The organism is Citrobacter sp. RHBSTW-00599, from assembly GCF_013784065.1.
Taxonomy (GTDB): domain Bacteria; phylum Pseudomonadota; class Gammaproteobacteria; order Enterobacterales; family Enterobacteriaceae; genus Citrobacter; species Citrobacter braakii.
On the sequence record NZ_CP056717.1, the window covers coordinates 3,181,638 to 3,204,559 of the forward strand.

Below are 22,922 nucleotides of genomic sequence, written 5' to 3' on the forward strand. Positions count from 1 at the left end.
CTTAGCGAATATTAATCAGTGCATCAAACAGCGCATTTGCAGTTTGCAGCACTTGCGCGTTAGCCAGGTAATACTGTTGGTAGCGCTGTAAGTTACCGTATTCTTCGTCGAGGTTGACGCCGGAAATAGACTGCTGCTGCTTATAAAGCTGCGTTACCACGTTGTTCTGGGTAATGGCGCTGGTTTTCAGCGTCGCGGTTTTGTTCCCGACATCGCTTACCAGCGTGGCATAGGCATCGTTGAAGGTCTTATTACCCACGGTAGCTTTGGTCTGCAGATCCAGCAGTTTCTGACCGTTACGGTTATCGCTTTTTCCCTTATCAATATCCGGGTCCGGATCATTTTTTGAGACCTGGGCCATGGCGATTTTCGACTCATCGGTCACCATGACTTTCATATCAACAACGGCGTTACTGACAGGTTTCACTGTGAAGCTGTCATTTGCTTTTGCGCCAGTATTTACGGTGATTTCCATCCCGTCAAAGGACATCTTCCCACCGGTAACGGTAGCTTTGAAGCTGGTATTATCCGCCAGGCGAGTAACCTGCCAGTCCGTCCCGTCATAAACGATTTTATAATCGGTCGCCTGTACAGCAGAGCTGTCGGTAATCTTCGCGCTTAACGATCCTGTTCCTGTATTTTTAGCGTTGTTGAATACTGCCGGGCTACCGATAGCAAAGAAATCCTTACCCTGATCGCCGTTCGCGTCAAAACCCTCTTTATGCTGGGTGTTAAACGCATCGGCAAACGCCAACGCCAGTTGGCCCAGCGTGTTACGCGTCTGGTCAAGCTCTTGAGAACGGAAGGTCAACAGCCCGCCCAGTGAACCGGTATTCAACAGTTTTTCGGGAATTTCAACCTCGCCGGCAACCCCGTCGACGTAGGCTACTGTGGTTCGATTGGGATCATCACTGGAGGGCACAGCCGCCAGCTGGCGTGCATTGCTGCCCTGCACCAGTGAATAACCGTTCGCCATGGTTATGTTGTAAGTCCCGCCGTCCTGAACGCTGACTTCAACACCGACAATCTGGTTCAGTTCACTGACCAGTTGGTCGCGCTGGTCGAGTAAATCGTTAGGCGATGCGCCCGCGCCGACGCCGGTCAGACGGGAAATCTGATCGTTGAGGCTGGCAATCTGTTTTGAATAGTTGTTGATCTGGTCAACGCTGGCCTTGATCGCAGTATTAACCTGCTTGTCTTGATCACGCAGATACTGGTCGGTTGTTCTGAACTGGTTGACTAAACCATCAGCTTTACCGATCAGCGCCTGGCGCGCCGCCGGGTCTTCCGCGTTACTGACAAGCGTTTGCAGGCTGGTAAAAAAGTCCTGCATTGAGGTCGAAATGGAACTGGTTTTGCTGGAGAGCAGATTGTCGATTTTCGACATTTGTTCATAGCGCGTTGTCAGGCCGCTGCTTTGGTTCTGCGCGGCACGTAACTGATTCGTGATAAAGGAGTCATACTCGCGCTGTACGCCAGAAACATAGACGCCATTGCCAACCCAGCCCCCCGCACCCAGCGTGCTGTTCGCTTGCGCCATAATTGTCGTTTGACGGGTGTATCCGGCAACGTTATAGCTGGAGATGTTATTACTGGCAGAATTCAACGCAGCCTGCGCTGCGGCGAGTCCACTCATCGCGTTATTAATCAAGCTGGACATGGAGGTTCCTTGTAATCCTTCAATACTCGTTATTATCGGCAGCAGGTTGGTAGACTTGAGCTATTTAAAAGAGATTATCGATATTCGTACTGTAGGTTTTGCTCACTTTTTCGCTCATCGATTTCAACTGCTGGATCATGCTGGTTAATTTACGCGCATAGTTAGGGTCAGTCGCGTAACCGGCATTCTGCAAAGCCTGTGCCCCCTGCTCGGCGGTAGCAGCGGCGGTTACCGCCGCATAGCGCGGGTTACGCGATATCAGACCGACATAATCCGACAGTGCCTCAAGGTAAGAGCTATAGACGCGGAATCGGGCTTTCACCTTTTTCGCCTCGCCGTTTTCATATTCGGTGGTGGTGATTTCGGTGGTTGGGCCTTTCCAGCTTCCCGAAGCCTTCACGCCAAAAATGTTAAAGCTCGGTTCACCGTTCTCACGGCGGATTTGTCGCTGCCCCCATCCGGACTCCAGCGCCGCCTGCGCCAGAATCAGATGATGCGGAACCCCGCTTTGCTGACTTGCCAGCTTAGCCGGCAGCGATAGCTGGGCGAGGAAGTCTTTGCTGTCACCTGACGGCGGCTCATCATTGCTTTCCGTCGCGCGGGGAATGGCTTTACGGACCAGTTGCGTCAGCGCCTGGTTTTGATAGCTGGTCACCGTTTCCAGAGAGAACTTCATTGGCACCTGCGGCGCATCGTCTGCGGGTTGCGCCTGACCTTCGGTCATCTGCTTAACCATCATTTCAGCCAGTCCCAGACCTTTGCCTGCGGTCATCTGCTGCGCAATTTGTTGGTCATACATGCTGGTATACAAACGTGTTGAATCACTGCTAAAAACACCATCTTTCGGCAGTGCTTCACGCATACTTTTCAGCATCATTTGTACGAACATCCCTTCAACCTGACGGGCAACCGGGCGGATATTCGCCGCCGGGTCCTGACCCGCTTTCGCTTTCAGTTCGTTCAGTGATTGCGCATCCCAGGCGGCACTGGTCAGCAGTTTGCTGTCACCAATCATTAGATGATTTCCAGTTTGGCGCGTAAGCATCCCGCGCTCTGCATCGATTGCAGAATGGACATCAGATCCATCGGCGTTGCCCCTAGCGCATTAAGCGCACGCACAACATTGTTCAGGTTGGCGCTGGAACGCACGCTTTGCAGCGAACCGCCGCTCTGGCGCAGATCGATCTGGGTTTGAGGTGTCACCACGGTCTGTCCACCGCCAAACGGTGTATCCGGCTGGCTGACGTTCGCCTGGCGGTTTACCGTTATCGACAAGTTGCCTTGCGCGACGGCACAGCTATCCAGCGTGACTTCACGGTTCATGACAACGGATCCGGTGCGCGAGTTGATAATCACTTTCGCATCCTGCGGCGTGACATTCACCTCCATATTCTGGATGTCAGCAAGGAAACGCACCTGCGAACTGTTGCCGCTTGGCACGCGTACCTGAATCGTCCGGGCGTCCAGCGCAGTGGCGCTACCAAAGCCGCGCGAACGGTTAATGGTGTCGGTTATCTGCTGCGCCATAGTGAAATCTTCATTATTGAGCTGCAGATTAATGGTGTTACCGCCGCCGAACTGGCTGGGTAATTCACGTTCGATGGTCGCGCCGTTGGTAATACGTCCGCCATTGAGCTGGTTTACCTGCACGCTGCTGCCACCCGCAGCCGCGCCTGCACCGCCTACCAGAATATTCCCCTGCGCCAGCGCATATACCTGGCTATCGACCCCTTTCAGCGGGGTCATCAGCAACGTTCCGCCGCGCAGGCTTTTGGCGTTCCCCATGGAAGAGACCACCACGTCAATGGTTTGCCCCTGACGACCAAAGGCCGGGAATTGCGCGGTCACCATCACCGCCGCCACGTTTTTCAGTTGCATATTGGTGCCGGTTGGCACGGTAATTCCCAACTGCGAAAGCATGTTGTTGAGCGTTTGCGTAGTAAACGGCGTCTGGGTAGTCTGGTCACCCGTGCCATCCAAACCGACCACCAGCCCATAACCGATCAACGAGTTTTCCCGCACGCCCTGAACGCTGGTCAGGTCACGAATACGGTCGGCATGCGCAAAGGTGGTTATCAGCACCAGTACCATTCCAACTAAAGATTTAAACACTGGCTACCTCGCTTACATCGGCGACAAGTTAAGGAAGAAACGCTGCAACCAGCCCATATTCTGCGCTTCATTGATGTAGCCGTTGCCGACATACTCAATACGTGCGTCCGCAACCTGAGTTGACGGTACGGAGTTGCTGCCACTGATGGTGCGCGGGTTAACGACCCCGGAGAAGCGAATGAATTCAGTGCCCTGATTAATGGCGATCTGTTTTTCACCCACAACATGTAAGTTGCCATTCACCAGTACCTGATCGACCGTTACGGTCAGGGTACCGCTGAAGGTATTTCTGGCGTTCGCGCCGCCTTTACCGTTAAAGGAGTTACCGCCTGAAGCTTCTACGTCAGCACGCTCATTGCCAAACAGTCCTTGCAAATAACGCGGTACGGTATCAAAACCAAAGTTGGTCTTGCCGTCACGGCTTGCATTAGCCGAAGAACTTTTGCTCGCGCTGACGTTTTCCTGCAATACGATGGTCAACGTATCGCCAATATTGCGCGGACGGCGGTCTTCGAATAGCGGCTGATAACCGTAGTTAATCGGTTGGGCCGACTGGAAGATTGATCCATTCGCCACTGGCGTCGGGCCAGGAACAGGCTGGGCAGACGTTGCGCCCTGCACGAGGGGCGTGGCCGGGATCCAGGCGCATCCTGTCAGTGAAACTACCAACAGGGCTAAAATTGGGTATGGGTGAAGCGCGTATTTTCGCATTGCGGTCATCTTCAAAATCAGTGTGCCGGTGAGGCTTTCACCCCACCGGGCCACACTTTAGAGTTGCGTCAGTTTTTGCAGCATCTGATCGGTGGTCGATACCGCTTTACTGTTGATTTCGTAAGCGCGCTGAACCTGGATCATGTTAACCAGCTCTTCCGCCACGTTGACGTTAGAGGTTTCAACATAACCCTGGTACAGCAGACCCGCGCCGTTCAGCCCCGGAGTGCTCTCATTCGGCGCACCGGATGACTGCGTTTCGGTGTACAGATTCTCACCAATGCTTTCCAGACCGGTATCGTTCATAAAAGTAGTCAGGTTAAGCTGCCCAACCTGAACCGGTGCTGCCTGGCCCTGCTGGGTTACGCTGACGATACCGTCGCGTCCAATGGTGATACTAAGCGAGTTAGCCGGGATGGTGATAGCCGGCTGAACCTGAAAACCACCCGCAGTCACCAGTTGACCGTTCTGATCCACCTGGAAAGAACCGTCACGGGTGTAGGCGGACGTGCCATCAGGCAGCATGACCTGGAAAAAGCCCTGCCCTTTAATCGCCACATCTTTACTGTTGTTGGTCTGCGACAGGTTCCCCTGGCTGTGTAAACGCTCGGTCGCGACCGGGCGCACACCGGTACCAATCTGCAAACCAGACGGCAGTGTGGTTTGTTCAGAAGACTGTGCGCCAGGCTGGCGAATCGTCTGGTACAACAGATCTTCAAAAACGGCACGTTGACGCTTAAATCCGTTGGTGCTGACGTTTGCCAGGTTGTTGGCAATCACATCCATGTTGGTTTGCTGCGCATCCAGGCCGGTTTTGGCGATCCACAATGAACTGATCATAAAATGTCCTGTATTAACTCATCGACAGCAGTTGGTTGGCGCGACCCGCGTTATCATCCACGCTACTGATAATCTTCATTTGCATTTCGAAACGACGGGCGTTGGCGATCATGTCACTCATCGCGGCTACCGGCTTAACGTTACTGCCTTCCAGCACACCCGACATAACGCGAATGCTGGGGTCGGCCTGTAACGTAGCGCCACGGGTAGCCTGCGCGGCCTGGGTCAGACGGAACATACCGTCATCGCCACGTTGCACTTCACTCCCCGTGGCCTTCACCAGTTTCAGTCGCCCAACTGGCGCAACGGTGTTAGCCGGATCGCCAGGGTTGAGCGCCGAGATCGTGCCGTCTGCCGCAATGGTGACTTCTGAACCTTCCGGTACGGCTATTGGTCCGGCTTCGCCAATCACCGGGTGTCCCTGAATGGTCAGTTCCCCCGTAGGGCTTACCTGAATGGCGCCATTTCGGGTATATCCTTCGCTACCGTCCGCGGTCTGCACGGCCAACCAGCCATCTTGTTGCAGCGCCACGTCCAGCGGACGTGAGGTATAGTCCATCTGACCCGGCGTCATATCGGCCCCCGGCGTGGAGGCCACCACCAGCGTACGCGTCGGTAAAGACAATCCTTCAACGGGAACCGCGCGCAGCGCATTGAGTTGCGCACGAAAACCCGGCGTTGAGGCGTTTGCCAGGTTGCTGGCCGTCACCGCTTGTTGATTCAGCGTCTGACTGGCCGCGCCCATGGCGGTATAAATTGCGTGATCCATTAAGCCATCCCGTCAGGCGCTTAGCGCAGGTTGACCAGCGTGTTGAGGATCTGGTCCTGGGTTTTGATGGTCTGCGCGTTCGACTGATAGTTACGCTGGGCGACGATCATATTCACCAGTTCTTTACTCAAATCCACGTTTGATGCTTCCAGCGCGCCGTTGGTCAGCTTGCCGAAGTTACCCTCGCCTGCAGTACCCAGCAGCGCCACGCCGGAAGACTGAGTGGCTGCCCAGACGTTGTCACCCTGAGAAGCCAGACCTTCGTTGTTGGCAAAGTTTGCCAGCACGATCTGCCCCAGAACCTGTTGCTGTTCGTTGGAGTAGTTACCGACCACAGTACCGTCATTGTTAATCTGGTAGCTCACCAGGTCGCCCGGCTTGTAGCCATTCTGATTCGTGGCAACGATGTTGTTGGCGCCAGTGTTCTGCTGCATGGAATTGAGGAAGCTCAGGGAGAAGTTCGCCGGAACTGCGCCATTGATCGTACCGGTCGTTATCTGAATTTGCGGTTGGGCATTAGCTGGGCCTTCAACGGGGATTTTTGGTCCAGTCGGATCTGCTGGATCTACTGGCACAGTCCCTGGAACATAATTGTTCACTGAGGTCAGCGTACCGTTAGCACTAAAGTTCATCACCGCATTCTTGTTGGCAACTGAACCCGCAACGCTGGAGTCCTGGGTGTAGACATCCCATTTGTTCGGGCCTGTTTTGACATAAAAAATATTCATGTCGTGGGCGTTACCCTGGCTATCGAAAACGGTAACTGAGCCTTTTTTGTTGTAGGAATCCGCATCGCTGGGATTAAACGGGGTCTTCGTTGGCACCTTGTCAGTGGAGTTCAGGTTGATCTGCATTGACGCAGTCGTGGTGGTTTTAGCCGCCATCAGCGTATTCGGGATAGTGATCGGCGCCGGGTTAGCACCTTGCTGTATCGTTGGCGGTGTACCGGTAGCCGGATAGCCCGTCAGTTGTAGCCCCTGCATGTTGACGATATTGCGGTTTTCATCGAGCTTGAACTGACCGTTACGGCTGTAGAAAACGGAACCGTTGCTGTCTACCATGCGGAAAAAACCGTTCTGGCTGATAGCGACATCCAGCCCGCGACCAGTGTTGGTCGTGGTACCGTCGGTAAAGTCCTGGGTAATGCCCGCAACTTTAACGCCCAGACCCACTTTAGAACCGGCGAACATATCGGCAAAAGAGGCCGTACCGGATTTAAAACCATAGGTGGCGGAGTTGGCGATGTTGTTACCAATGACATCGAGGTTGGTCGCTGCAGCGTTCAGACCGCTGACCGCTTGTGAAAAGGCCATGACTTACTCCTGATAAGTGTGAAGGCTTAAATGATCTGCCGTACTTCGTCGAGGGTGGTGGTTCCATAGGTGCCCAGATCCAGCGTATTACCGCCGTTACTGCGAATAACGCCCTGCACCAGCGCAAACTGAAGCGGCTGAGCCACCAGTTGTGTTCCGCCATTACTGGCAGCAATTGACACGTTGTAAGAACCGCTTGGCGCATCCGTGCCATCGGTCATGGTGCCGTCCCAGGTAAAGGTATGAACGCCCGCTTTCAACCCACCAATATCAATGGTGCGTACCACCTTGCCGTCTTTATCGGTAATGGTTGCGGTAACCTTATCTGCCGGTTGCTGCAGTTCAACGCCAAACGGCGTGGTAGTGGTTTTTGCGCCCTCTTCCGTACCTTTACCGGTCAGGATGGTGGTGCCTGGGATCATGACACCGTGGCCAATCAGCGTACTGGCCTGCAGCGACTGACTGTTGTCGATCTGCCCGGAGATCGATCCCAGCGTGGTGTTCAGTTTCTCAATTCCGCTCACGGTACTGATTTGCGCCAACTGGGTGGTCAGTTCGTTGTTTTGCAGCGGGTTGGTTGGATCCTGGTTTTTCAGCTGTGCAACCAGCAGCGTAAGGAAGCTGCTTTGCAGGTCCGCGGCGTTGCTGCCCGTCAGCGAACTCTTCCCCGTTGCGTCATTCACACCCGTCGTGCTCGGGTCATTCATTTTTACAGCAATAGACATGTGCGCCTCCTTTTACTGGCCTAGCGTCAGCGTTTTGAGCATCAAGCTTTTCACCGTATTGAGCACTTCAACGTTTGCCTGGTAGCTACGCGAGGCTGACATGGTGTTGACCATTTCGCCGACGACGTCCACATTCGGCATTTTTACGTAACCGTTCGCATCGGCCAGCGGATTACCGGGTTCATAAACCAGCTTATCTGGCGCCTGGCTTTCAATGACGTCAGCGACTTTTACGCCACCGGTTGCCGCACCTGGCGCGGCATCTACCTGAAAAACAACCTGCTTCGCGCGATAGGGCTGACCGTCAGGTCCGGTGACGCTATCCGCATTCGCCATGTTGCTGGCCGCCACGTTCAGGCGCTTAGACTGAGCCGTCAGCGCAGAGCCTGCGATATCAAAAATATTTAACAGCGCCACGAATTAGTTCCCTCCTTGCAGCACGTTCATCATGCCTTTGATTTGTCCACCCAACGCGGTCAGCCCCATTTGATACTTGAGGCTGTTGTCTGCAAATTGCGTACGCTCCCGGTCCATATCTACCGTGTTGCCATCGAGAGACGGCTGATCAGGAATGCGGTAGAGCAGTTCCGTAGAGGGAGCGGAAACGGTCTGGGCCGGAATGTGTTGTGCAGAGGTCAGCGTCAACGAGACACCGCCGGTTTCTTCCCGTCCCCGCACCATGACTTTTTTTAATTCACTGGCGAAATCCAGGTCGCGCGCCTGATACCCCGGCGTGTCGGCATTGGCTATGTTGGCCGCCAATACTTCCTGGCGTTGGGCGCGCAAATTCAGCGCTTCCTGTTGAAAACGTAAGGCGGCGTCGAGCTTATCGAGCATATCTCCTCCGCAAATGACAAAATTCAGCCGACAGCTTAAATCCCATTACGCGCGCGTTATCGCCGGAATAAACGCAAAATGCGTCGCTATTTGTTGCGTTGATGACTGCGTCACACAGGTAGAATCCTGTCACTACCTGAAAAAGCGCGAGGTTTTGATGCAAACGTTTAAACGTGGAGTCGTCGTGGCAGCACTGCTGTTCAGTCCTATGACGCTGGCGCAAGACCTGAATTCACAGCTGACGGCATGGTTTTCACAGCGTCTGGCCGGATTTAGCGATGAGGTCGTCGTTACTATCCGAACGTCGCCAAACTTATTGCCGAGCTGCGAACAACCAGCATTAAGCGTGTCCGGGAGTGCAAAATTGTGGGGTAATGTGAACGTGCTGGCGCGCTGCGCCAACGAGAAACGTTATCTGCAGGTGAACGTGCAGGCCACGGGAAACTACGTTGTTGCCGCCGCGCCCGTCGCTCGGGGTAGCGCCCTGACTTCGGCCAGCGTAACGCTAAAACGAGGTCGACTGGACCAACTCCCTCCGCGCGCCGTGCTGGATATGAATCAGGTGCAGGATGCCGTAAGCTTGCGCGATCTGGTGCCAGGTCAGCCGATACAGCTTTCCATGTTGCGCCAGGCATGGCGAATCAAGGCCGGTCAGCGCGTCCTGGTTATTGCCAACGGAGATGGCTTTCGGGTGAATGCCGAAGGTAAAGCGCTGAACAATGCCGCCGTCGCCCAGAATGCCCGAGTACGGATGATTTCAGGCCAGGTGGTGAGCGGTGTCGTCGATTCTGATGGGAATATTCTTATTAACCTATAATAGGTTAAAGATTTTTTAGCGTGTGCCGATAGATAAACAACCAATGATTACAGCGGGCCGCTATAGCGTAACCCCTCGATGAGGATAAACAAAATGAGCATTGATCGTACCTCACCATTGAAGCCAGTAAGTACCGTTCAGCCACGTGAAACCAGCGATGCGCCGGTACAAAAAACGCGGAAGGAAAAAACCACCGCCACCACCAGCACCAGCGTCATGCTGAGCGACGCCCAGGCCAAACTGATGCAGCCCGGCACCAATGACATCAATATGGAACGCGTGGAAGCACTCAAAACCGCAATCCGTAATGGCGAGCTGAAAATGGACACCGGAAAAATTGCCGACTCGCTGATCCGCGAGGCGCAGAGCTACCTACAGAGTAAATAAAGTATGACTCGTTTGTCAGAAATACTTGACCAGATGACGACCGTCCTCAATGACCTGAAAACGGTAATGGATGCTGAACAGCAGCAGCTTTCCGCAGGATATATTAACGGCAGCCAGCTACAGCGTATTACAGAAGAAAAAAGCTCTTTGCTGGCAACCCTTGATTATCTGGAGCAGCAGCGCCGTCTGGAGCATGACGCCACGCGCAGCGCCAATGATGAAATTGCCGAGCGTTGGCAGACCATTACCCGAAAAACACAGGACCTACGCGAACTCAACCAGCACAACGGTTGGCTGCTGGAAGGGCAGATCGAGCGCAATCAACAAGCGATTCAAGTGCTGAAACCGCACCAGGAACCGGCGCTGTATGGCGCAAACGGTCAAACCTCTGCTGCGCACCGCGGCGGGAAAAAATTCTCTATCTGATGCTAGCCTGATAACGTTTTGCTTATCAGGCCTACGCGTTTTGTAGGCCGGATACGGCGTCATGCCGCCATCCGGCATTAATCTGTTACGCCGTCCGGCGCACAAACTCTTTCACTTTAAAGCCCAGCACCGCGAGCGCAGCGAAGTAAGCAGCAATACCGGCCACCACAACGGCCATCAGACGCAGCAGACGCCATAACATCGTTCCCTGCGACCAGTCCGGCATGATGTAGAGCATCCCAACCAGCGCCGCCGACATCACCAGCACAGAAATCACCAGTCGCGCCAGGAACCAGGCCCAACCCGGTTGTGGGGTGAAAATTTTCTGTTTCCGCAGTTGCCAGTACAGCAGTGAAGCGTTCAGACACGCCGCCAGACCAATCGACAGCGACAGCCCGGCATGTTTCAGCGGCCCAATAAATGCCAGGTTCATTACCTGGGTCATAATCAGCGTGACAATGGCAATCTTGACTGGCGTTTTAATATCCTGGCGCGAATAAAAACCTGGGGCCAACACTTTCACCACGATCAAGCCAATCAAACCTACCGAGTATGCCACCAGCGCGCGCTGCGTCATCGCTGCGTCAAAGGCGGTAAATTTACCGTACTGGAACAGAGAAACCGTCAGCGGTTTGGCCAGAATCCCCAACGCCACGGCGCTCGGTAATGCCAACAGAAAACACAAACGCAGGCCCCAGTCCATCAGACGGCAATACTCATCATGATTACCGCTGGAAAAACTTTTGGACAGCGAGGGCAGCAGGATAGTCCCCAACGCGACGCCAAGTACGCCAGACGGAAACTCCATCAGACGGTCAGCATAATACATCCATGACACTGAGCCAGAGGCCAGAAACGAAGCGAAAATCGTATTGATGATCAATGAAATCTGGCTGACAGATACCCCAAGGATCGCCGGGCCCATTTGCTTGACGACGCGCATCGCCCCCGCATCACGGAAGTTCACGCGCGGCAGCACCAGCATGCCAATTTTCTTCAGGTGCGGAAGCTGGTAAATCAGCTGCAGCACGCCGCCAACGGTAACGGCCCACGCCAGCGCCAGCACCGGAGGGTGAAAATAAGGCGCAGCAAACAGCGCGAAACCGATCATGCTGATATTCAGAAAGGTCGGCGCAAACGCCGGAATGGAAAAGCGATTCCAGGTATTCAGGATCGCACCCACCAGCGAAGCCAGTGAGATCAGCAGAATATACGGAAAGGTGATCCGTAGCAGTTGAGTGGTCAGCGCAAATTTGTCCGCTGTGTCGGCAAACCCAGGCGCGGTGACTAAAATCACCCACGGGGCAGCCAGCATCCCGGCGACCGTCACCACGGCCAGCGCCAGAGTCAACAGCCCGGAAACGTAAGAGACAAAGACGCGGGTCGCATCCTCACCCTGCTTACTTTTATATTCGGCAAGAATAGGCACAAACGCCTGCGAAAAAGCGCCCTCAGCAAAGATTCGGCGCAGCAGGTTAGGAAGTTTGAATGCCACAAAAAAGGCATCAGTCGCCATCCCTGCGCCAAAGATTCTGGCGACAATCGCATCACGCGCAAAACCCAGCACACGTGAAAACATCGTCATCGAGCTGACGGCTGCCAGCGACTTTAATAAATTCATCTATGTTGTATTCCAGACTCTGAGGCAAAACCCCGACAAACCTGCCCGTAGGTCGGATAAGGCATGATCGCCGCCATCCGGCACTTTTGCTGTGCCTGATGGCGACGCCGTAGCGTCTTATCAGGCCGACAAACCAGCCTATGGTTGAAAAGAGGTGTTATTTTTGAGTTGGCATATAGTACCTGGATTACAATGAATTACTACCGCCAGATGTTACAGGGGGTTATTCAGCCATCGCCTCCCGCCACAGCTTTTCGACAACGCGCTGGGCCAGGAGCGCCTGCTCACCTGCCGTCTGGGGAACCGTCTGATTTTGCACGCACTCAATGAAATGACGTGCGCATCCGGCAAAACCACGCTGTTCCAGGGTAGTTTGCCAGCCTGCTACCGGCTTGTGCACCACACCTTGCCCGCGCTCTTCCCGCCATTCCCGCATATCCGTGACGTCAATCAGGCCACCATCCGTCACCGCCTGCACGCTCTCGCGCTGGCTACCGGCGCGGCGGTGCATACTGGTCGTTATCTGCATTTGCCCGGCAGAAAAATGGTGCTCCGCATAGAGCATCGCGCCGGAGTCATTGGTTAACAGCGTACCGTTATTTAACTGCGCTTTCTCTCCCGCCAGCCACAATGCGGTATCGACAACGTGCAGGTAGTCGTCCAGCAGAGTGAAGCGCAGATCGTGCGGCCCGACGCTGTCCGTCCGGTGCTTATCCATGCGTACGGACGCCGCATTGCCCAACTGGGATTTGAGATCCTGATACAGCGGCGCAAATCGACGGTTAAACCCCACCATCAGCGTCAGCTTTTTCCTCTCGGCCAGCTCCACCAATTGTTCAGCCTCGCGCAGGTTTTCCGCCAGCGGTTTATCCACGCACACGTGAACCCCGGCATTCAGCAGTTCGCTGACCACCGCATAGTGCGTTGCGGTACTGGAATGGACGAAAACCGCATCGCAGGTTTGCGCCAGATTAACCAGTGAATCAACGTAAGGTATCCGCCAGGCATCACAGATACGCTGCGCTTTTTCACGCGAAGGGGAAAATGCCCCTTCCAGCGTCCAGTCAGCACTAGCGCCCAGCACGGGCAGCCAGGCCTTTTGCGCAATCCCGCCGAGCCCGACAACGCCGATACGTAATTTATTCACATTAGTCTCCCAGGTGCGCCAGCAAGGAATCAAGCCGCTGCTTAAGCTCCGCGACGTCTGTTTCCAGCGCTTCAACGCGCGCCTGTAGATCGCCCGAAGCTGCCGGAAGTTCATCTGTGGTGGCCATCGCTTCATCAACGTCACCGCAAAACAGGTGCATATAACGGCTTTCACGTTTGCCCGGCTCACGCGCCAGGCGAACGACATAAGGACCATCTTCCCGGGTTGCCAGTTTCTCCAGTGTCGACTCTACTTCGGCCATGTCGCTGAATTCGTACATCCGGGAGGCGCGGCTACGCAGTTCACCAGGTGTTTGAGCGCCGCGCAGCAACAGCGTGGTAATGAGCGCGACTTCCCCCGCGCTGAGCTTAAGATTACCAAACTCAGAGTTGCAGAAACGCTGCTCATATTTCGTGACGCGATTACCAAAGCCACTCACCGTACGCAAGAAATGCCGTTTCACCAGGTTATCAAGCTGATCCTGCACGTCGGATTCCGACAGGTTCATCACGGGTTCACGATTCGTTTTTTGATTGCAGGCGGTTACGACTCCGTTAACGGAGAGCGGATACTGTTCAGGTGTAGTCACTTGTTTTTCTAATAAACAGCCAATCACCCGTGCTTCAGTGGCGGTTAATTCGTATTTCATCGTCTTCTCCATTAATCATGGCTGCATCTGAAACTTAGCGGCCGGGGGTCCATTCTGATGTGGTCAACGCCGTCAGCACGTGATCGCGCCACTGCCCGTCAATCAGCAGGTAGTCTTTGGCATACCCTTCTTTTTCAAAACCCAGTCGCGCCAGCAGGTCACCGCTGCGTTTATTATGTGGCATGTAGTTAGCCATAATGCGGTGAATATGCTGCGTGCGCTGCATATAGCGGATGGCCGAGGTTAAGGCTTCATACATCAGCCCCTGCCCCTGCCACTTCTGCGCAATGGAGTAACCGAGATAACAGGCGTGGAAAGATCCCCGCACGACGTTCGAGAAGTTCGCGACGCCAATAATCTCTTTTTCTTCCGGATCGAGCAGCGCAAAGTAATAAGCGGTGCCCTGTTTATGAAACTCAGAGATCATGCTCAGACGCGCCTGCCAGCCTGACGGATAACAGTGGCTTTCATCGCGAATAGGCTCCCAGGGTTTTAAGAAATGACGATTTTCTGCGTAATAATCTGCCAGACGCCAGGCATCACGCTCATGCACTAAACGCACGACCAGGCGGTCCGTGGTTAAGCGCACTTTTGGCACGTTACTGCGATAGCCAAACATTCTATACCTACTCCTTCCCGTAACGTCTTCAATACGCTATTCGCATTACTATACCTGCGCAAATACGCCCTGTGAAAAGAGCAAAATGCCATTTTTTGAATTATTCACACATTTTGATGAAAACTCTCTATCAAGACGGACTTTTGATAAAAAAATATTGTCCCGCGAAGGGTGGGAAAAGCGATGACGACACCGCAGAATAGGAGGTGCTTATCTTTTAAACTCTATCCAGAGTGACGAGTTTTTCCCTGGAGGGGAAATGTCGCAAGTCTCGCAGGCAAGGAACCTGGGTAAATACTTCCTTCTTATCGATAACATGCTGGTCGTGCTGGGTTTCTTCGTCGTTTTCCCGCTGATCTCAATTCGTTTCGTCGATCAAATGGGCTGGGCCGCCGTGATGGTCGGTATCGCGCTTGGATTACGTCAATTTATCCAGCAAGGTTTAGGTATCTTCGGCGGTGCTATTGCTGACCGTTTCGGGGCAAAACCGATGATCGTCACCGGCATGCTGATGCGCGCTGCCGGATTCGCCACCATGGGCATTGCCCATGAACCGTGGCTGCTATGGTTTTCCTGCTTTCTTTCCGGGCTGGGCGGCACGTTGTTCGACCCTCCCCGCTCGGCGCTGGTGGTCAAACTGATCCGTCCGGAAAAGCGCGGGCGTTTTTTCTCTATTCTGATGATGCAGGATAGCGCCGGGGCCGTGGTTGGCGCGTTGCTCGGCAGTTGGTTATTGCAATACGATTTCCGTCTGGTGTGTGCCACTGGCGCAATTTTGTTCGTTCTGTGCGCGGCGTTTAACGCCTGGCTACTTCCGGCATGGAAGCTGTCGACGGTGAAAATTCCGGTGCGCGAAGGAATGAGCCATGTGATGCATGACAAGCGGTTTGTCACTTATGTGCTGACGCTGGCGGGCTATTACATGCTGGCGGTGCAAGTGATGCTGATGCTGCCAATAATGGTAAACGACATCGCTGGCTCACCGGCCGCTGTGAAATGGATGTATGCCATCGAGGCGTGCCTCTCTTTAACGTTGCTCTACCCGATTGCCCGCTGGAGTGAAAAACGCTTTCGCCTTGAGCATCGCCTGATGGCCGGTCTGCTGGTGATGTCTTTAAGCATGATGCCCATCGGCCTGGTCGGGAATTTGCAGCAGTTGTTCACCCTGATTTGCACGTTCTATATTGGCTCAATCATCGCCGAACCGGCGCGTGAAACCCTGAGCGCCTCGCTGGCGAATGCACGTGCCCGGGGAAGCTATATGGGTTTCAGTCGACTGGGACTCGCCATCGGCGGCGCCATTGGTTATATCGGCGGCGGCTGGCTGTTTGACATGGGTAAAGCCCTGGCACAACCGGAGCTGCCCTGGATGATGCTCGGCATTATCGGCTTCATCACTTTCCTGGCGCTGGGGTGGCAATTCAGTCTCAAACGCCCAACGCGTGGTATGCTGGAGCCTGACGCCTGATAGCCAATCTGGTGTACGCGCATTTTTCAGTTTTTTCTGCTGTTACCCGCAGCGCTGGTGCTCGATGATGCTTTGTGTCACGATTACACCACAAGCATCATGTTGAGGAACCCCATGAAAAAGTTTTTTTTTGCCGCTGCACTAATTGTCAGCGGCCTGTTGGTTGGTTGTAATCAACTCACGCAATACACGGTTAGCGAGCAAGAGATTAATCAGGCCCTGGCGAAGAATAATAACTTTTCAAAAGATATCGGTTTGCCTGGCGTCGCTGAAGCACATATCGTACTGAACAATCTCGCCAGCCAGATAGGCCGTGAAGAACCCAATAAAGTGACGCTGACCGGAGACGCCAATCTGGACATGAACTCCCTGTTTGGCAGTCAGAAAGCAACCATGAAGTTGAAGCTAAAAGCCTTACCGGTTTTCAATAAAGAAAAAGGCGCGATTTATCTGCAAGAAATGGAAGTCGTGGACGCTACCGTCACGCCGGAAAAAATGCAGTCGGTACTGCAAACGCTGATGCCTTATTTAAATCAGTCGCTGCGCAACTATTTCAACCAACAGCCGGCGTACATTCTGCGGGATGACAGCAGCCAGGGGGAAGCGCTGGCGAAAAAACTGGCGAAAGGCATTGAGGTGAAACCGGGAGAAATCATTATCCCGTTCACCGACTAATATGACAGAGGGCGCCGATGCGCCCTTTTTTTTCGTGCAAACGAAAACGTTTCCGCTTATCCTTTGTTTCCGGCAAAAAAGACTATCCTCAGCCGGAGCATATTGATGACTGCACCATCCCAGGTTTTAAAGATCCGCCGCCCAGACGACTGGCATCTTCACTTTCGCGATGGCGACATGTTAAAAACTGTCGTGCCCTATACCAGCGAAGTTTATGGCCGCGCCATTGTCATGCCGAACCTGGCTCCGCCCGTCACCACGGTGGACGCGGCTATCGCTTACCGCCAGCGAATTCTTGACGCGGTACCTGCCGGACACGACTTCACGCCATTAATGACCTGCTACTTAACGGATACGCTGGATCCCAATGAGCTGGAACGTGGATTCAACGAAGGCGTGTTCACCGCCGCAAAACTCTATCCGGCCAATGCCACCACCAACTCGACGCATGGCGTAACCTCTATTGATGCCATCATGCCAGTGCTGGAACGGATGGAAAAATTGGGTATGCCTCTGCTGGTGCACGGCGAAGTGACGCATGCGGATATCGATATTTTCGATCGCGAGGCGCGCTTTATTGAGACGGTAATGGAACCACTGCGTCAGCGTTTAACTGCGCTGAAAGTGGTGTTCGAACATATCACGACTAAAGATGCTGCCGAATACGTGCGCGACGGCAATGACCTTCTGGCGGCGACCATTACGCCGCAGCACCTGATGTTTAACCGCAACCACATGCTGGTCGGCGGGATTCGCCCTCATCTGTACTGCCTGCCGATCCTCAAACGTAACGTCCATCAACAGGCGCTGCGTGAGCTGGTCGCCAGCGGGTTTAACCGCGCCTTCCTCGGTACCGACTCAGCGCCGCATGCGCGTCATCGCAAAGAGTCAAGCTGTGGCTGTGCGGGCTGCTTTAATGCGCCGACCGCACTGGGCAGTTATGCCACCGTGTTTGAAGAGATGAATGCACTGGACCATTTTGAAGCCTTCTGCTCACTCAATGGCCCACAGTTCTACGGTTTGCCGGTAAATGAAACCTTTATTGAGCTGGAACGCGTGGAGCACAAAGTCCCGGAGAGCATTGCGCTGCAAGATGATACGCTGGTGCCTTTCCTGGGTGGCGAAACGGTACACTGGTCCGTGAAAAGCTAAAAAAAGTGTAGCCAACTGGCGAGAATAACTGTATAAATAAACAGTATATTCCACAGGGGGCTACTATGCGTATTGAAGTCACTATTGCCAAAACTTCACCTTTACCTGCTGGTGCAATTGACGCGCTGGCAGGTGAACTCTCCCGCCGTATTCAGCACCATTTTCCGGATAACGAAGGTAACGTTACCGTCCGTTATGCCGGCGCAAACAATCTGTCGGTTATTGGTGCCACCAAAGAGGATAAAGAACGCATCAGCGAGATCCTCCAGGAGACCTGGGAAAGCGCGGATGACTGGTTCATCAATGAATAAATAATGATATGCAATGATGTTTGTTTGCCGGGTCGCCCCGGCTTTTTTATACACACCATCTTTTAATCAATAGTTCATTCCTTCTGGCAAACTGATATTTTAATAATAAATTCCTGTCTATCTTTTAACCACAACACCAAAATAATTGTGCAACATGCTTAAAAAAAATGAATAACATGTCGGTTTGTTAGTCAGATAACGCTGAAAACGAAAATTTTATGTGCTTACCTCTTTAAATTTTCAATGAACACCCTTATTTATTGATATACTGAAGTTGCTTCAGAAAAAACGCATTGAACCTCGAAAACCGTTGTCTAGTAACACGAATTAGGGGGCATGATGGAAAAGAATAATGAAGTCATTCAGACTCATCCGTTAGTAGGATGGGACATCAGCACTGTTGATAGCTACGATGCGCTGATGCTGCGTTTGCACTACCAGACCCCGAATCGTCCAGACCCGGATGGGACTGAAGTTGGTCAAACGCTCTGGTTAACCACTGATGTTGCCAGGCAATTTATTTCGATATTAGAAGCAGGAATCGCTAAAATTGAATCCGGCGATTACCAGGTAAATGAGTATCAGCGACATTAAATCTGATACATCCAACCATCAAAAGGCACCTTTCCGGTGCCTTTCTTATTTCCAGGTTGAATATTCCGGGTCACTTATTTACCCTGCTACTATCGCGATTGCAGAGAGAAGCGGATGAAATACGACTTAATCATAATTGGCAGCGGTTCCGTGGGTGCCGCAGCCGGATACTATGCCACTCGCGCCGGTCTGAAGGTTCTGATGATCGATGCGCATATGCCACCGCATCAGCAGGGCAGCCACCACGGCGACACTCGATTAATTCGTCATGCCTATGGCGAAGGTGAAAAATATGTTCCGCTGGTGCTGCGTGCGCAAACATTATGGGATGAATTATCCACCCAAAATGAAGAGCCGATTTTTGTGCGCTCTGGTGTCATCAACCTTGGTCCGGCAGATTCAACCTTCTTAGCGACCGCGGCGCAAAGCGCAAAACAGTGGCAACTCAATGTTGAACAACTGGATGCAGCAGCCATTATGGCGCGCTGGCCAGAGATTCGCGTACCTGAAAACTATATCGGTCTGTTTGAAGCGGAATCTGGTTTTTTACGTAGTGAGTTAGCGATTAAAACCTGGATCCGTCTGGCGGAAGAAGCAGGCTGTGCGCAGCTATTTAAATGCCCGGTCAGCGCAATTCGTCATAGTGATGATGGCGTCACGGTAGAAACCGCCGATGGTGACTATCACGCGCAAAAAGCGGTGATCAGCGCCGGAACCTGGGTACAGGCATTAGTCCCAGAACTACCGATACAACCGGTACGCAAAGTGTTCGCCTGGTATCAAGCCGATGGGCGTTACAGCGTTAAGAATAACTTCCCTGCCTTCACCGGAGAGCTACCAAATGGCGATCAATTCTACGGTTTCCCGGCAGAAAACGACGAGCTAAAAATTGGTAAACACAATGGCGGACAGGTAATTCATTCGGCAGAAGAGCGCAAGCCGTTTGCCGCTGTAGCCAGCGATGGTTCTGAAGCCTTCCCATTCCTGCGCACAATTCTGCCAGGCGTAGGCTGCTGTCTGCACGGTGCGTCCTGCACCTATGATAACTCACCAGATGAAGACTTTATTATTGATACTCTACCGGAGCATGACAACACGCTGATCATCACCGGGCTGAGCGGACATGGCTTTAAGTTTGCCTCCGTCCTCGGAGAGATTGCGGCAGACTTCGCCCAGGACAAACCGTCTGACTTTGACCTGACGCCCTTCAGGCTAAGTCGTTTTAAGCGATAATAAATGAATGGCCTCGTTGGTGAGGCCATTTTTAATGACAGGAATAACGTTGATGCGCCGCATCTTTCACTATCTGGTTAATAATATTCGCGAGCATCTTATGCTCTACATTATTTTATGGTCGCTGCTGGCAATTATGGATGTGATATATATTATGTTTTTCTGAACCCACAACGCTGACACTAATTGACATAAACTGATATTAACTTAATTTTCATTGCAATTAACTGAACAAGAAAAATACCTTAAACACCCAGAAACCAAGCCTTAATGTCATCCACCCCTACTAATTCCTTGATGATTACTTCACAATTCAATCAATTTTATTGAATCAAAAACAAATATCACCATTATTGTTATTTATTAGTTGCATTAATGTCTTTTACGCGCCATTTTCATTCACTTCTGAAATATCTAACGGTGCACTTATGCAATTCAATAATACTCCACAACGCTATGGCGTGGTGTCTGCCGCTTTACACTGGCTGATTGCGATTGCTGTATATGGCATGTTTGCGCTGGGATTGTGGATGGTCACGCTCAGCTATTACGACGGCTGGTATCACCAGGCCCCTGAACTGCATAAAAGCATCGGCGTTGTGCTCATGATGGGGCTGGTTATCCGCGTCGTCTGGCGGTTGATCTCCCCTCCTCCTCCTGCGCTGGCAAGTTATTCCCGTTTCACCCGCATCGCGGCGGCACTGGGTCACCTCGCGCTATACACATTGCTCTTTTCAATTGTCATCAGCGGGTATTTGATTTCCACCGCTGATGGCAAAGCGATAAGCGTATTTGGTTGGTTCGACATTCCTGCCACCCTTGCCAATGCGGGCGCTCAGGCCGACCTCGCCGGTAGTCTGCACCTGTGGCTTGCGTGGACCGTGGTGGTTTTATCGCTTCTGCACGGACTGATGGCCCTGAAACATCACTTTATCGATAACGACGATACCCTGAATCGCATGTTGGGAAAATCGTCATCTGACTATGGAGCTTAAAATGAAAAAAAACCTGCTGGGACTTACACTCGCCTCTCTGTTATTCACCACCGGGTCAGCCGTGGCGGCAGATTACAAAATTGACAAAGAAGGACAGCATGCCTTTGTTAATTTCCGTATTCAGCACCTGGGTTACAGTTGGCTATACGGCACATTTAAAGATTTCGACGGGACTTTTACCTTTGATGAGAAAAATCCCGCAGCCGATAAGGTTAACGTCACCATCAACACCAACAGCGTTGACACCAATCACGCCGAACGCGACAAGCACCTGCGCAGCGCAGATTTCCTTAACGTGGCCAAATTCCCGCAGGCGACCTTTAGCTCTACCAGCGTGAAGAAAGAGGGGAACGACCTGGATATCACCGGTAATCTCACCCTGAACGGCGTCACTAAACCGGTTACGCTGGATGCGAAGCTGATCGGTCAGGGCGGCGATCCGTGGGGTGGCACGCGTGCGGGTTTTGAAGCACAAGGTAAAATTAAGCTGAAGGACTTCAACATCACCACCGATCTCGGCCCGGCGTCTCAGGAAGTCGATCTGATCATCTCAGTGGAAGGTGTCCAACAGAAGTAACGTATGAGTTGCCGGATGGGGCTAAAGCCGCCATCCGGCATGATGACTATTGCGCAGGGTCCGGAATACCCAGTTTGGTATTCAGACGACCGCGTGACTTATTAAATATTTTGTTGCCATTTTCACGTCCTGCTCGAAGACGACGTTGCTCTTCTTCCGGCAACTTACTCTCTTCGCTACACAACTCGCTACAGCAGCCGTTATACTTCTGCGCGCAGGCCGGACACTGGATAAACAACAGATGGCAGCCATCATTTTTGCAATTAGTATGGCTGTCGCACGCCGTTCCGCACTGATGGCAATGCGCAATAACATCTTCAGAAATCCTTTCGCCCATACGCTCATCAAAAACGAAGTTTTTACCGACAAAACGCACAGGAAGCCCCTGTTCACGTGCCTTGCGGGCATATTCAATAATACCGCCCTCAATGTGCCAGACTTTGCTAAATCCGTTGTGTTTCATCCAGGCGCTGGCTTTCTCACAACGGATCCCGCCCGTGCAATACATAACGATTTTTTTATCTTTATGCGCCTGCATCATTTCAACGGCTTTCGGTAACTGGTCGCGGAACGTGTCTGCCGGGATTTCTAGCGCATTCTCGAAATGGCCCACTTCATATTCATAGTGGTTGCGCATATCAATGAATACCGCGTCAGGATCGTCCAGCATGGCGTTTACTTCCGCCGCCTTCAGGTAATCACCTACGTTGCTGGCGTCAAATTGCGGATCGTCAATACCATCCGCCACGATGCGTTCACGCACTTTCATACGCAGCACCCAGAACGATTTACCATCATCATCCAGCGCGATATTCAGACGTAACCCGGCGAATGCGGGATCAAACGCATAAAGCTGCTGGCGGAATGCCTCGACGTTGCTTTGCGGTACGCTGATTTGCGCATTGATTCCTTCATGGGCAAGATAAACGCGCCCGAAGACGTTCAATGCAGTGAACATCTGGTACAGCGCATCACGCGTGTGCTGAGGATTGGCGATGGTGAAATATTTATAGAATGAGATCGTCGTGCGCGGCTCGGTCTCAGCCAACATTTTGGCTTTGAGCGCATCGTTCGAAATGCGGTTGTGTAACACTGGCATGGTGTACGTATCCTGCAAATAGGGAGAAAATGAAAATCGGCGGCATAATAAAGCAAACACCGCCAATTTACATCCACACATTTTACGCTACATTTCTTACTCCAATATAAAAGTGCAACAACAATTGCTGGTTTAATCACCGTTCTCCCGTCACAAATTTTTGATATGCGCGAAAAAATGCGACA

General features: G+C 52.7%; 27 protein-coding genes. 12 read left to right on the top strand and 15 right to left on the bottom strand.

Annotated elements, in window-relative coordinates; translation table 11 throughout:
• Position 1: 1 nt before the first annotated feature.
• From flgK to flgB, 10 genes are all read right to left on the bottom strand, one after another.
• Positions 2-1,660, bottom strand: coding sequence for a flagellar hook-associated protein FlgK (flgK, locus tag HV243_RS15725; RefSeq protein WP_016152633.1), 1,659 nt, complete (start codon positions 1,658-1,660; stop codon positions 2-4).
• Positions 1,661-1,724: 64 nt separating this feature from the next.
• Positions 1,725-2,675: a flagellar assembly peptidoglycan hydrolase FlgJ gene (flgJ, locus tag HV243_RS15730; RefSeq protein WP_053388818.1), complete on the bottom strand. Its 951-nt coding sequence runs from the start codon at positions 2,673-2,675 to the stop codon at positions 1,725-1,727.
• Positions 2,675-3,751, bottom strand: a complete 1,077-nt coding sequence (locus HV243_RS15735; RefSeq protein WP_019076467.1) for a flagellar basal body P-ring protein FlgI — start codon at positions 3,749-3,751, stop codon at positions 2,675-2,677. The genes flgJ and HV243_RS15735 overlap by 1 nt, the downstream gene beginning before the upstream one ends.
• Positions 3,752-3,784: 33 nt before the next feature.
• Positions 3,785-4,483, bottom strand: coding sequence for a flagellar basal body L-ring protein FlgH (locus HV243_RS15740; RefSeq protein WP_046274759.1), 699 nt, complete (start codon positions 4,481-4,483; stop codon positions 3,785-3,787).
• A gap of 57 nt (positions 4,484-4,540) precedes the next feature.
• Positions 4,541-5,323 (bottom strand): flagellar basal-body rod protein FlgG, encoded by a 783-nt coding sequence (gene flgG, locus HV243_RS15745; protein ID WP_003036202.1) that lies wholly within the window; start codon positions 5,321-5,323, stop codon positions 4,541-4,543.
• Positions 5,324-5,336: 13 nt separating this feature from the next.
• Positions 5,337-6,092 (bottom strand): flagellar basal body rod protein FlgF, encoded by a 756-nt coding sequence (locus HV243_RS15750; RefSeq protein WP_016156188.1) that lies wholly within the window; start codon positions 6,090-6,092, stop codon positions 5,337-5,339.
• 20 nt (positions 6,093-6,112) lie between these two features.
• Positions 6,113-7,405 (bottom strand): flagellar hook protein FlgE, encoded by a 1,293-nt coding sequence (flgE, locus tag HV243_RS15755; RefSeq protein ID WP_046274760.1) that lies wholly within the window; start codon positions 7,403-7,405, stop codon positions 6,113-6,115.
• A 26-nt stretch (positions 7,406-7,431) separates the two neighbouring features.
• On the bottom strand, positions 7,432-8,130 hold the full coding sequence (gene flgD, locus HV243_RS15760) for a flagellar hook assembly protein FlgD (protein WP_016152627.1): 699 nt from the start codon (positions 8,128-8,130) through the stop codon (positions 7,432-7,434).
• A gap of 12 nt (positions 8,131-8,142) precedes the next feature.
• Positions 8,143-8,547: a flagellar basal body rod protein FlgC gene (flgC, locus tag HV243_RS15765; RefSeq protein ID WP_006685091.1), complete on the bottom strand. Its 405-nt coding sequence runs from the start codon at positions 8,545-8,547 to the stop codon at positions 8,143-8,145.
• Positions 8,548-8,550: 3 nt separating this feature from the next.
• Positions 8,551-8,967, bottom strand: coding sequence for a flagellar basal body rod protein FlgB (gene flgB / locus HV243_RS15770; RefSeq protein WP_016152626.1), 417 nt, complete (start codon positions 8,965-8,967; stop codon positions 8,551-8,553).
• Positions 8,968-9,124: 157 nt separating this feature from the next.
• Here flgB and flgA point away from each other — a divergent pair, with 157 nt between their 5' ends.
• The 3 genes from flgA (at position 9,125) to flgN (ending at position 10,597) form a co-directional block, all read left to right on the top strand.
• The gene (gene flgA, locus HV243_RS15775; protein ID WP_016156187.1) at positions 9,125-9,784 is read left to right on the top strand and encodes a flagellar basal body P-ring formation chaperone FlgA; all 660 of its coding nucleotides are present in this window, start codon (positions 9,125-9,127) and stop codon (positions 9,782-9,784) included.
• Positions 9,785-9,877: 93 nt separating this feature from the next.
• A complete protein-coding gene (gene flgM / locus HV243_RS15780) occupies positions 9,878-10,171 on the top strand; it encodes a flagellar biosynthesis anti-sigma factor FlgM (protein WP_016152624.1) in 294 nt (97 codons plus the stop codon).
• 3 nt (positions 10,172-10,174) lie between these two features.
• Positions 10,175-10,597, top strand: a complete 423-nt coding sequence (gene flgN / locus HV243_RS15785) for a flagella biosynthesis chaperone FlgN (RefSeq protein ID WP_016152623.1) — start codon at positions 10,175-10,177, stop codon at positions 10,595-10,597.
• An 85-nt stretch (positions 10,598-10,682) separates the two neighbouring features.
• Here flgN and murJ read toward each other — a convergent pair whose 3' ends face one another.
• The 4 genes from murJ to rimJ form a co-directional block, all read right to left on the bottom strand.
• Positions 10,683-12,218, bottom strand: coding sequence for a murein biosynthesis integral membrane protein MurJ (murJ, locus tag HV243_RS15790; protein WP_016152622.1), 1,536 nt, complete (start codon positions 12,216-12,218; stop codon positions 10,683-10,685).
• 223 nt (positions 12,219-12,441) lie between these two features.
• Positions 12,442-13,365, bottom strand: a complete 924-nt coding sequence (locus tag HV243_RS15795) for a Gfo/Idh/MocA family oxidoreductase (protein WP_046274761.1) — start codon at positions 13,363-13,365, stop codon at positions 12,442-12,444.
• A gap of 1 nt (position 13,366) precedes the next feature.
• Positions 13,367-14,014 carry a YceH family protein gene (locus HV243_RS15800; RefSeq protein ID WP_046274762.1) on the bottom strand — a complete coding sequence of 216 codons (648 nt, stop codon included), beginning with the start codon at positions 14,012-14,014 and terminating at the stop codon, positions 13,367-13,369.
• A 34-nt stretch (positions 14,015-14,048) separates the two neighbouring features.
• Positions 14,049-14,633, bottom strand: coding sequence for a ribosomal protein S5-alanine N-acetyltransferase (rimJ, locus tag HV243_RS15805; protein WP_006685101.1), 585 nt, complete (start codon positions 14,631-14,633; stop codon positions 14,049-14,051).
• Positions 14,634-14,892: 259 nt separating this feature from the next.
• Here rimJ and mdtH point away from each other — a divergent pair, with 259 nt between their 5' ends.
• The 9 genes from mdtH (at position 14,893) to HV243_RS15850 (ending at position 21,638) form a co-directional block, all read left to right on the top strand.
• Entirely contained in the window at positions 14,893-16,101 is a 1,209-nt protein-coding gene (gene mdtH / locus HV243_RS15810; RefSeq protein WP_016156184.1) for a multidrug efflux MFS transporter MdtH, read from the top strand.
• A gap of 114 nt (positions 16,102-16,215) precedes the next feature.
• A complete protein-coding gene (locus HV243_RS15815) occupies positions 16,216-16,776 on the top strand; it encodes a lipoprotein (protein WP_016152618.1) in 561 nt (186 codons plus the stop codon).
• 105 nt (positions 16,777-16,881) lie between these two features.
• On the top strand, positions 16,882-17,928 hold the full coding sequence (gene pyrC, locus HV243_RS15820; protein ID WP_047359338.1) for a dihydroorotase: 1,047 nt from the start codon (positions 16,882-16,884) through the stop codon (positions 17,926-17,928).
• Positions 17,929-17,993: 65 nt separating this feature from the next.
• Positions 17,994-18,239, top strand: a complete 246-nt coding sequence (gene dinI / locus HV243_RS15825) for a DNA damage-inducible protein I (RefSeq protein WP_003036157.1) — start codon at positions 17,994-17,996, stop codon at positions 18,237-18,239.
• Between the two features lie 339 nt (positions 18,240-18,578).
• The gene (bssS, locus tag HV243_RS15830) at positions 18,579-18,833 is read left to right on the top strand and encodes a biofilm formation regulator BssS (protein ID WP_003036154.1); all 255 of its coding nucleotides are present in this window, start codon (positions 18,579-18,581) and stop codon (positions 18,831-18,833) included.
• 114 nt (positions 18,834-18,947) lie between these two features.
• Complete coding sequence (gene solA, locus HV243_RS15835; RefSeq protein WP_053388817.1) at positions 18,948-20,066, top strand: N-methyl-L-tryptophan oxidase; 1,119 nt, start codon at positions 18,948-18,950, stop codon at positions 20,064-20,066.
• Positions 20,067-20,118: 52 nt separating this feature from the next.
• Positions 20,119-20,232 carry a YceO family protein gene (locus HV243_RS15840; protein ID WP_003036148.1) on the top strand — a complete coding sequence of 38 codons (114 nt, stop codon included), beginning with the start codon at positions 20,119-20,121 and terminating at the stop codon, positions 20,230-20,232.
• A gap of 262 nt (positions 20,233-20,494) precedes the next feature.
• Positions 20,495-21,061, top strand: a complete 567-nt coding sequence (locus HV243_RS15845; protein WP_016152615.1) for a cytochrome b — start codon at positions 20,495-20,497, stop codon at positions 21,059-21,061.
• A 1-nt stretch (position 21,062) separates the two neighbouring features.
• Complete coding sequence (locus HV243_RS15850) at positions 21,063-21,638, top strand: YceI family protein (RefSeq protein WP_003832130.1); 576 nt, start codon at positions 21,063-21,065, stop codon at positions 21,636-21,638.
• A gap of 46 nt (positions 21,639-21,684) precedes the next feature.
• Here HV243_RS15850 and HV243_RS15855 read toward each other — a convergent pair whose 3' ends face one another.
• Complete coding sequence (locus HV243_RS15855) at positions 21,685-22,737, bottom strand: rhodanese-related sulfurtransferase (protein ID WP_016152613.1); 1,053 nt, start codon at positions 22,735-22,737, stop codon at positions 21,685-21,687.
• Positions 22,738-22,922 lie beyond the last annotated feature (185 nt).

Bases quoted from the DNA above. Each gene is read 5' to 3' on its own strand.
- flgK (WP_016152633.1), bottom strand. From the start codon at position 1,660: ATGTCCAGCTTGATTAATAACGCGATGAGTGGACTCGCCGCAGCGCAG.
- flgJ (WP_053388818.1), bottom strand. From the start codon at position 2,675: ATGATTGGTGACAGCAAACTGCTGACCAGTGCCGCCTGGGATGCGCAA.
- HV243_RS15735 (WP_019076467.1), bottom strand. From the start codon at position 3,751: ATGGTACTGGTGCTGATAACCACCTTTGCGCATGCCGACCGTATTCGT.
- HV243_RS15740 (WP_046274759.1), bottom strand. From the start codon at position 4,483: ATGCGAAAATACGCGCTTCACCCATACCCAATTTTAGCCCTGTTGGTA.
- flgG (WP_003036202.1), bottom strand. From the start codon at position 5,323: ATGATCAGTTCATTGTGGATCGCCAAAACCGGCCTGGATGCGCAGCAA.
- HV243_RS15750 (WP_016156188.1), bottom strand. From the start codon at position 6,092: ATGGATCACGCAATTTATACCGCCATGGGCGCGGCCAGTCAGACGCTG.
- flgE (WP_046274760.1), bottom strand. From the start codon at position 7,405: ATGGCCTTTTCACAAGCGGTCAGCGGTCTGAACGCTGCAGCGACCAAC.
- flgD (WP_016152627.1), bottom strand. From the start codon at position 8,130: ATGTCTATTGCTGTAAAAATGAATGACCCGAGCACGACGGGTGTGAAT.
- flgB (WP_016152626.1), bottom strand. From the start codon at position 8,967: ATGCTCGATAAGCTCGACGCCGCCTTACGTTTTCAACAGGAAGCGCTG.
- flgA (WP_016156187.1), top strand. From the start codon at position 9,125: ATGCAAACGTTTAAACGTGGAGTCGTCGTGGCAGCACTGCTGTTCAGT.
- flgM (WP_016152624.1), top strand. From the start codon at position 9,878: ATGAGCATTGATCGTACCTCACCATTGAAGCCAGTAAGTACCGTTCAG.
- flgN (WP_016152623.1), top strand. From the start codon at position 10,175: ATGACTCGTTTGTCAGAAATACTTGACCAGATGACGACCGTCCTCAAT.
- murJ (WP_016152622.1), bottom strand. From the start codon at position 12,218: ATGAATTTATTAAAGTCGCTGGCAGCCGTCAGCTCGATGACGATGTTT.
- HV243_RS15800 (WP_046274762.1), bottom strand. From the start codon at position 14,014: ATGAAATACGAATTAACCGCCACTGAAGCACGGGTGATTGGCTGTTTA.
- rimJ (WP_006685101.1), bottom strand. From the start codon at position 14,633: ATGTTTGGCTATCGCAGTAACGTGCCAAAAGTGCGCTTAACCACGGAC.
- mdtH (WP_016156184.1), top strand. From the start codon at position 14,893: ATGTCGCAAGTCTCGCAGGCAAGGAACCTGGGTAAATACTTCCTTCTT.
- HV243_RS15815 (WP_016152618.1), top strand. From the start codon at position 16,216: ATGAAAAAGTTTTTTTTTGCCGCTGCACTAATTGTCAGCGGCCTGTTG.
- pyrC (WP_047359338.1), top strand. From the start codon at position 16,882: ATGACTGCACCATCCCAGGTTTTAAAGATCCGCCGCCCAGACGACTGG.
- dinI (WP_003036157.1), top strand. From the start codon at position 17,994: ATGCGTATTGAAGTCACTATTGCCAAAACTTCACCTTTACCTGCTGGT.
- bssS (WP_003036154.1), top strand. From the start codon at position 18,579: ATGGAAAAGAATAATGAAGTCATTCAGACTCATCCGTTAGTAGGATGG.
- solA (WP_053388817.1), top strand. From the start codon at position 18,948: ATGAAATACGACTTAATCATAATTGGCAGCGGTTCCGTGGGTGCCGCA.
- HV243_RS15840 (WP_003036148.1), top strand. From the start codon at position 20,119: ATGCGCCGCATCTTTCACTATCTGGTTAATAATATTCGCGAGCATCTT.
- HV243_RS15845 (WP_016152615.1), top strand. From the start codon at position 20,495: ATGCAATTCAATAATACTCCACAACGCTATGGCGTGGTGTCTGCCGCT.
- HV243_RS15850 (WP_003832130.1), top strand. From the start codon at position 21,063: ATGAAAAAAAACCTGCTGGGACTTACACTCGCCTCTCTGTTATTCACC.
- HV243_RS15855 (WP_016152613.1), bottom strand. From the start codon at position 22,737: ATGCCAGTGTTACACAACCGCATTTCGAACGATGCGCTCAAAGCCAAA.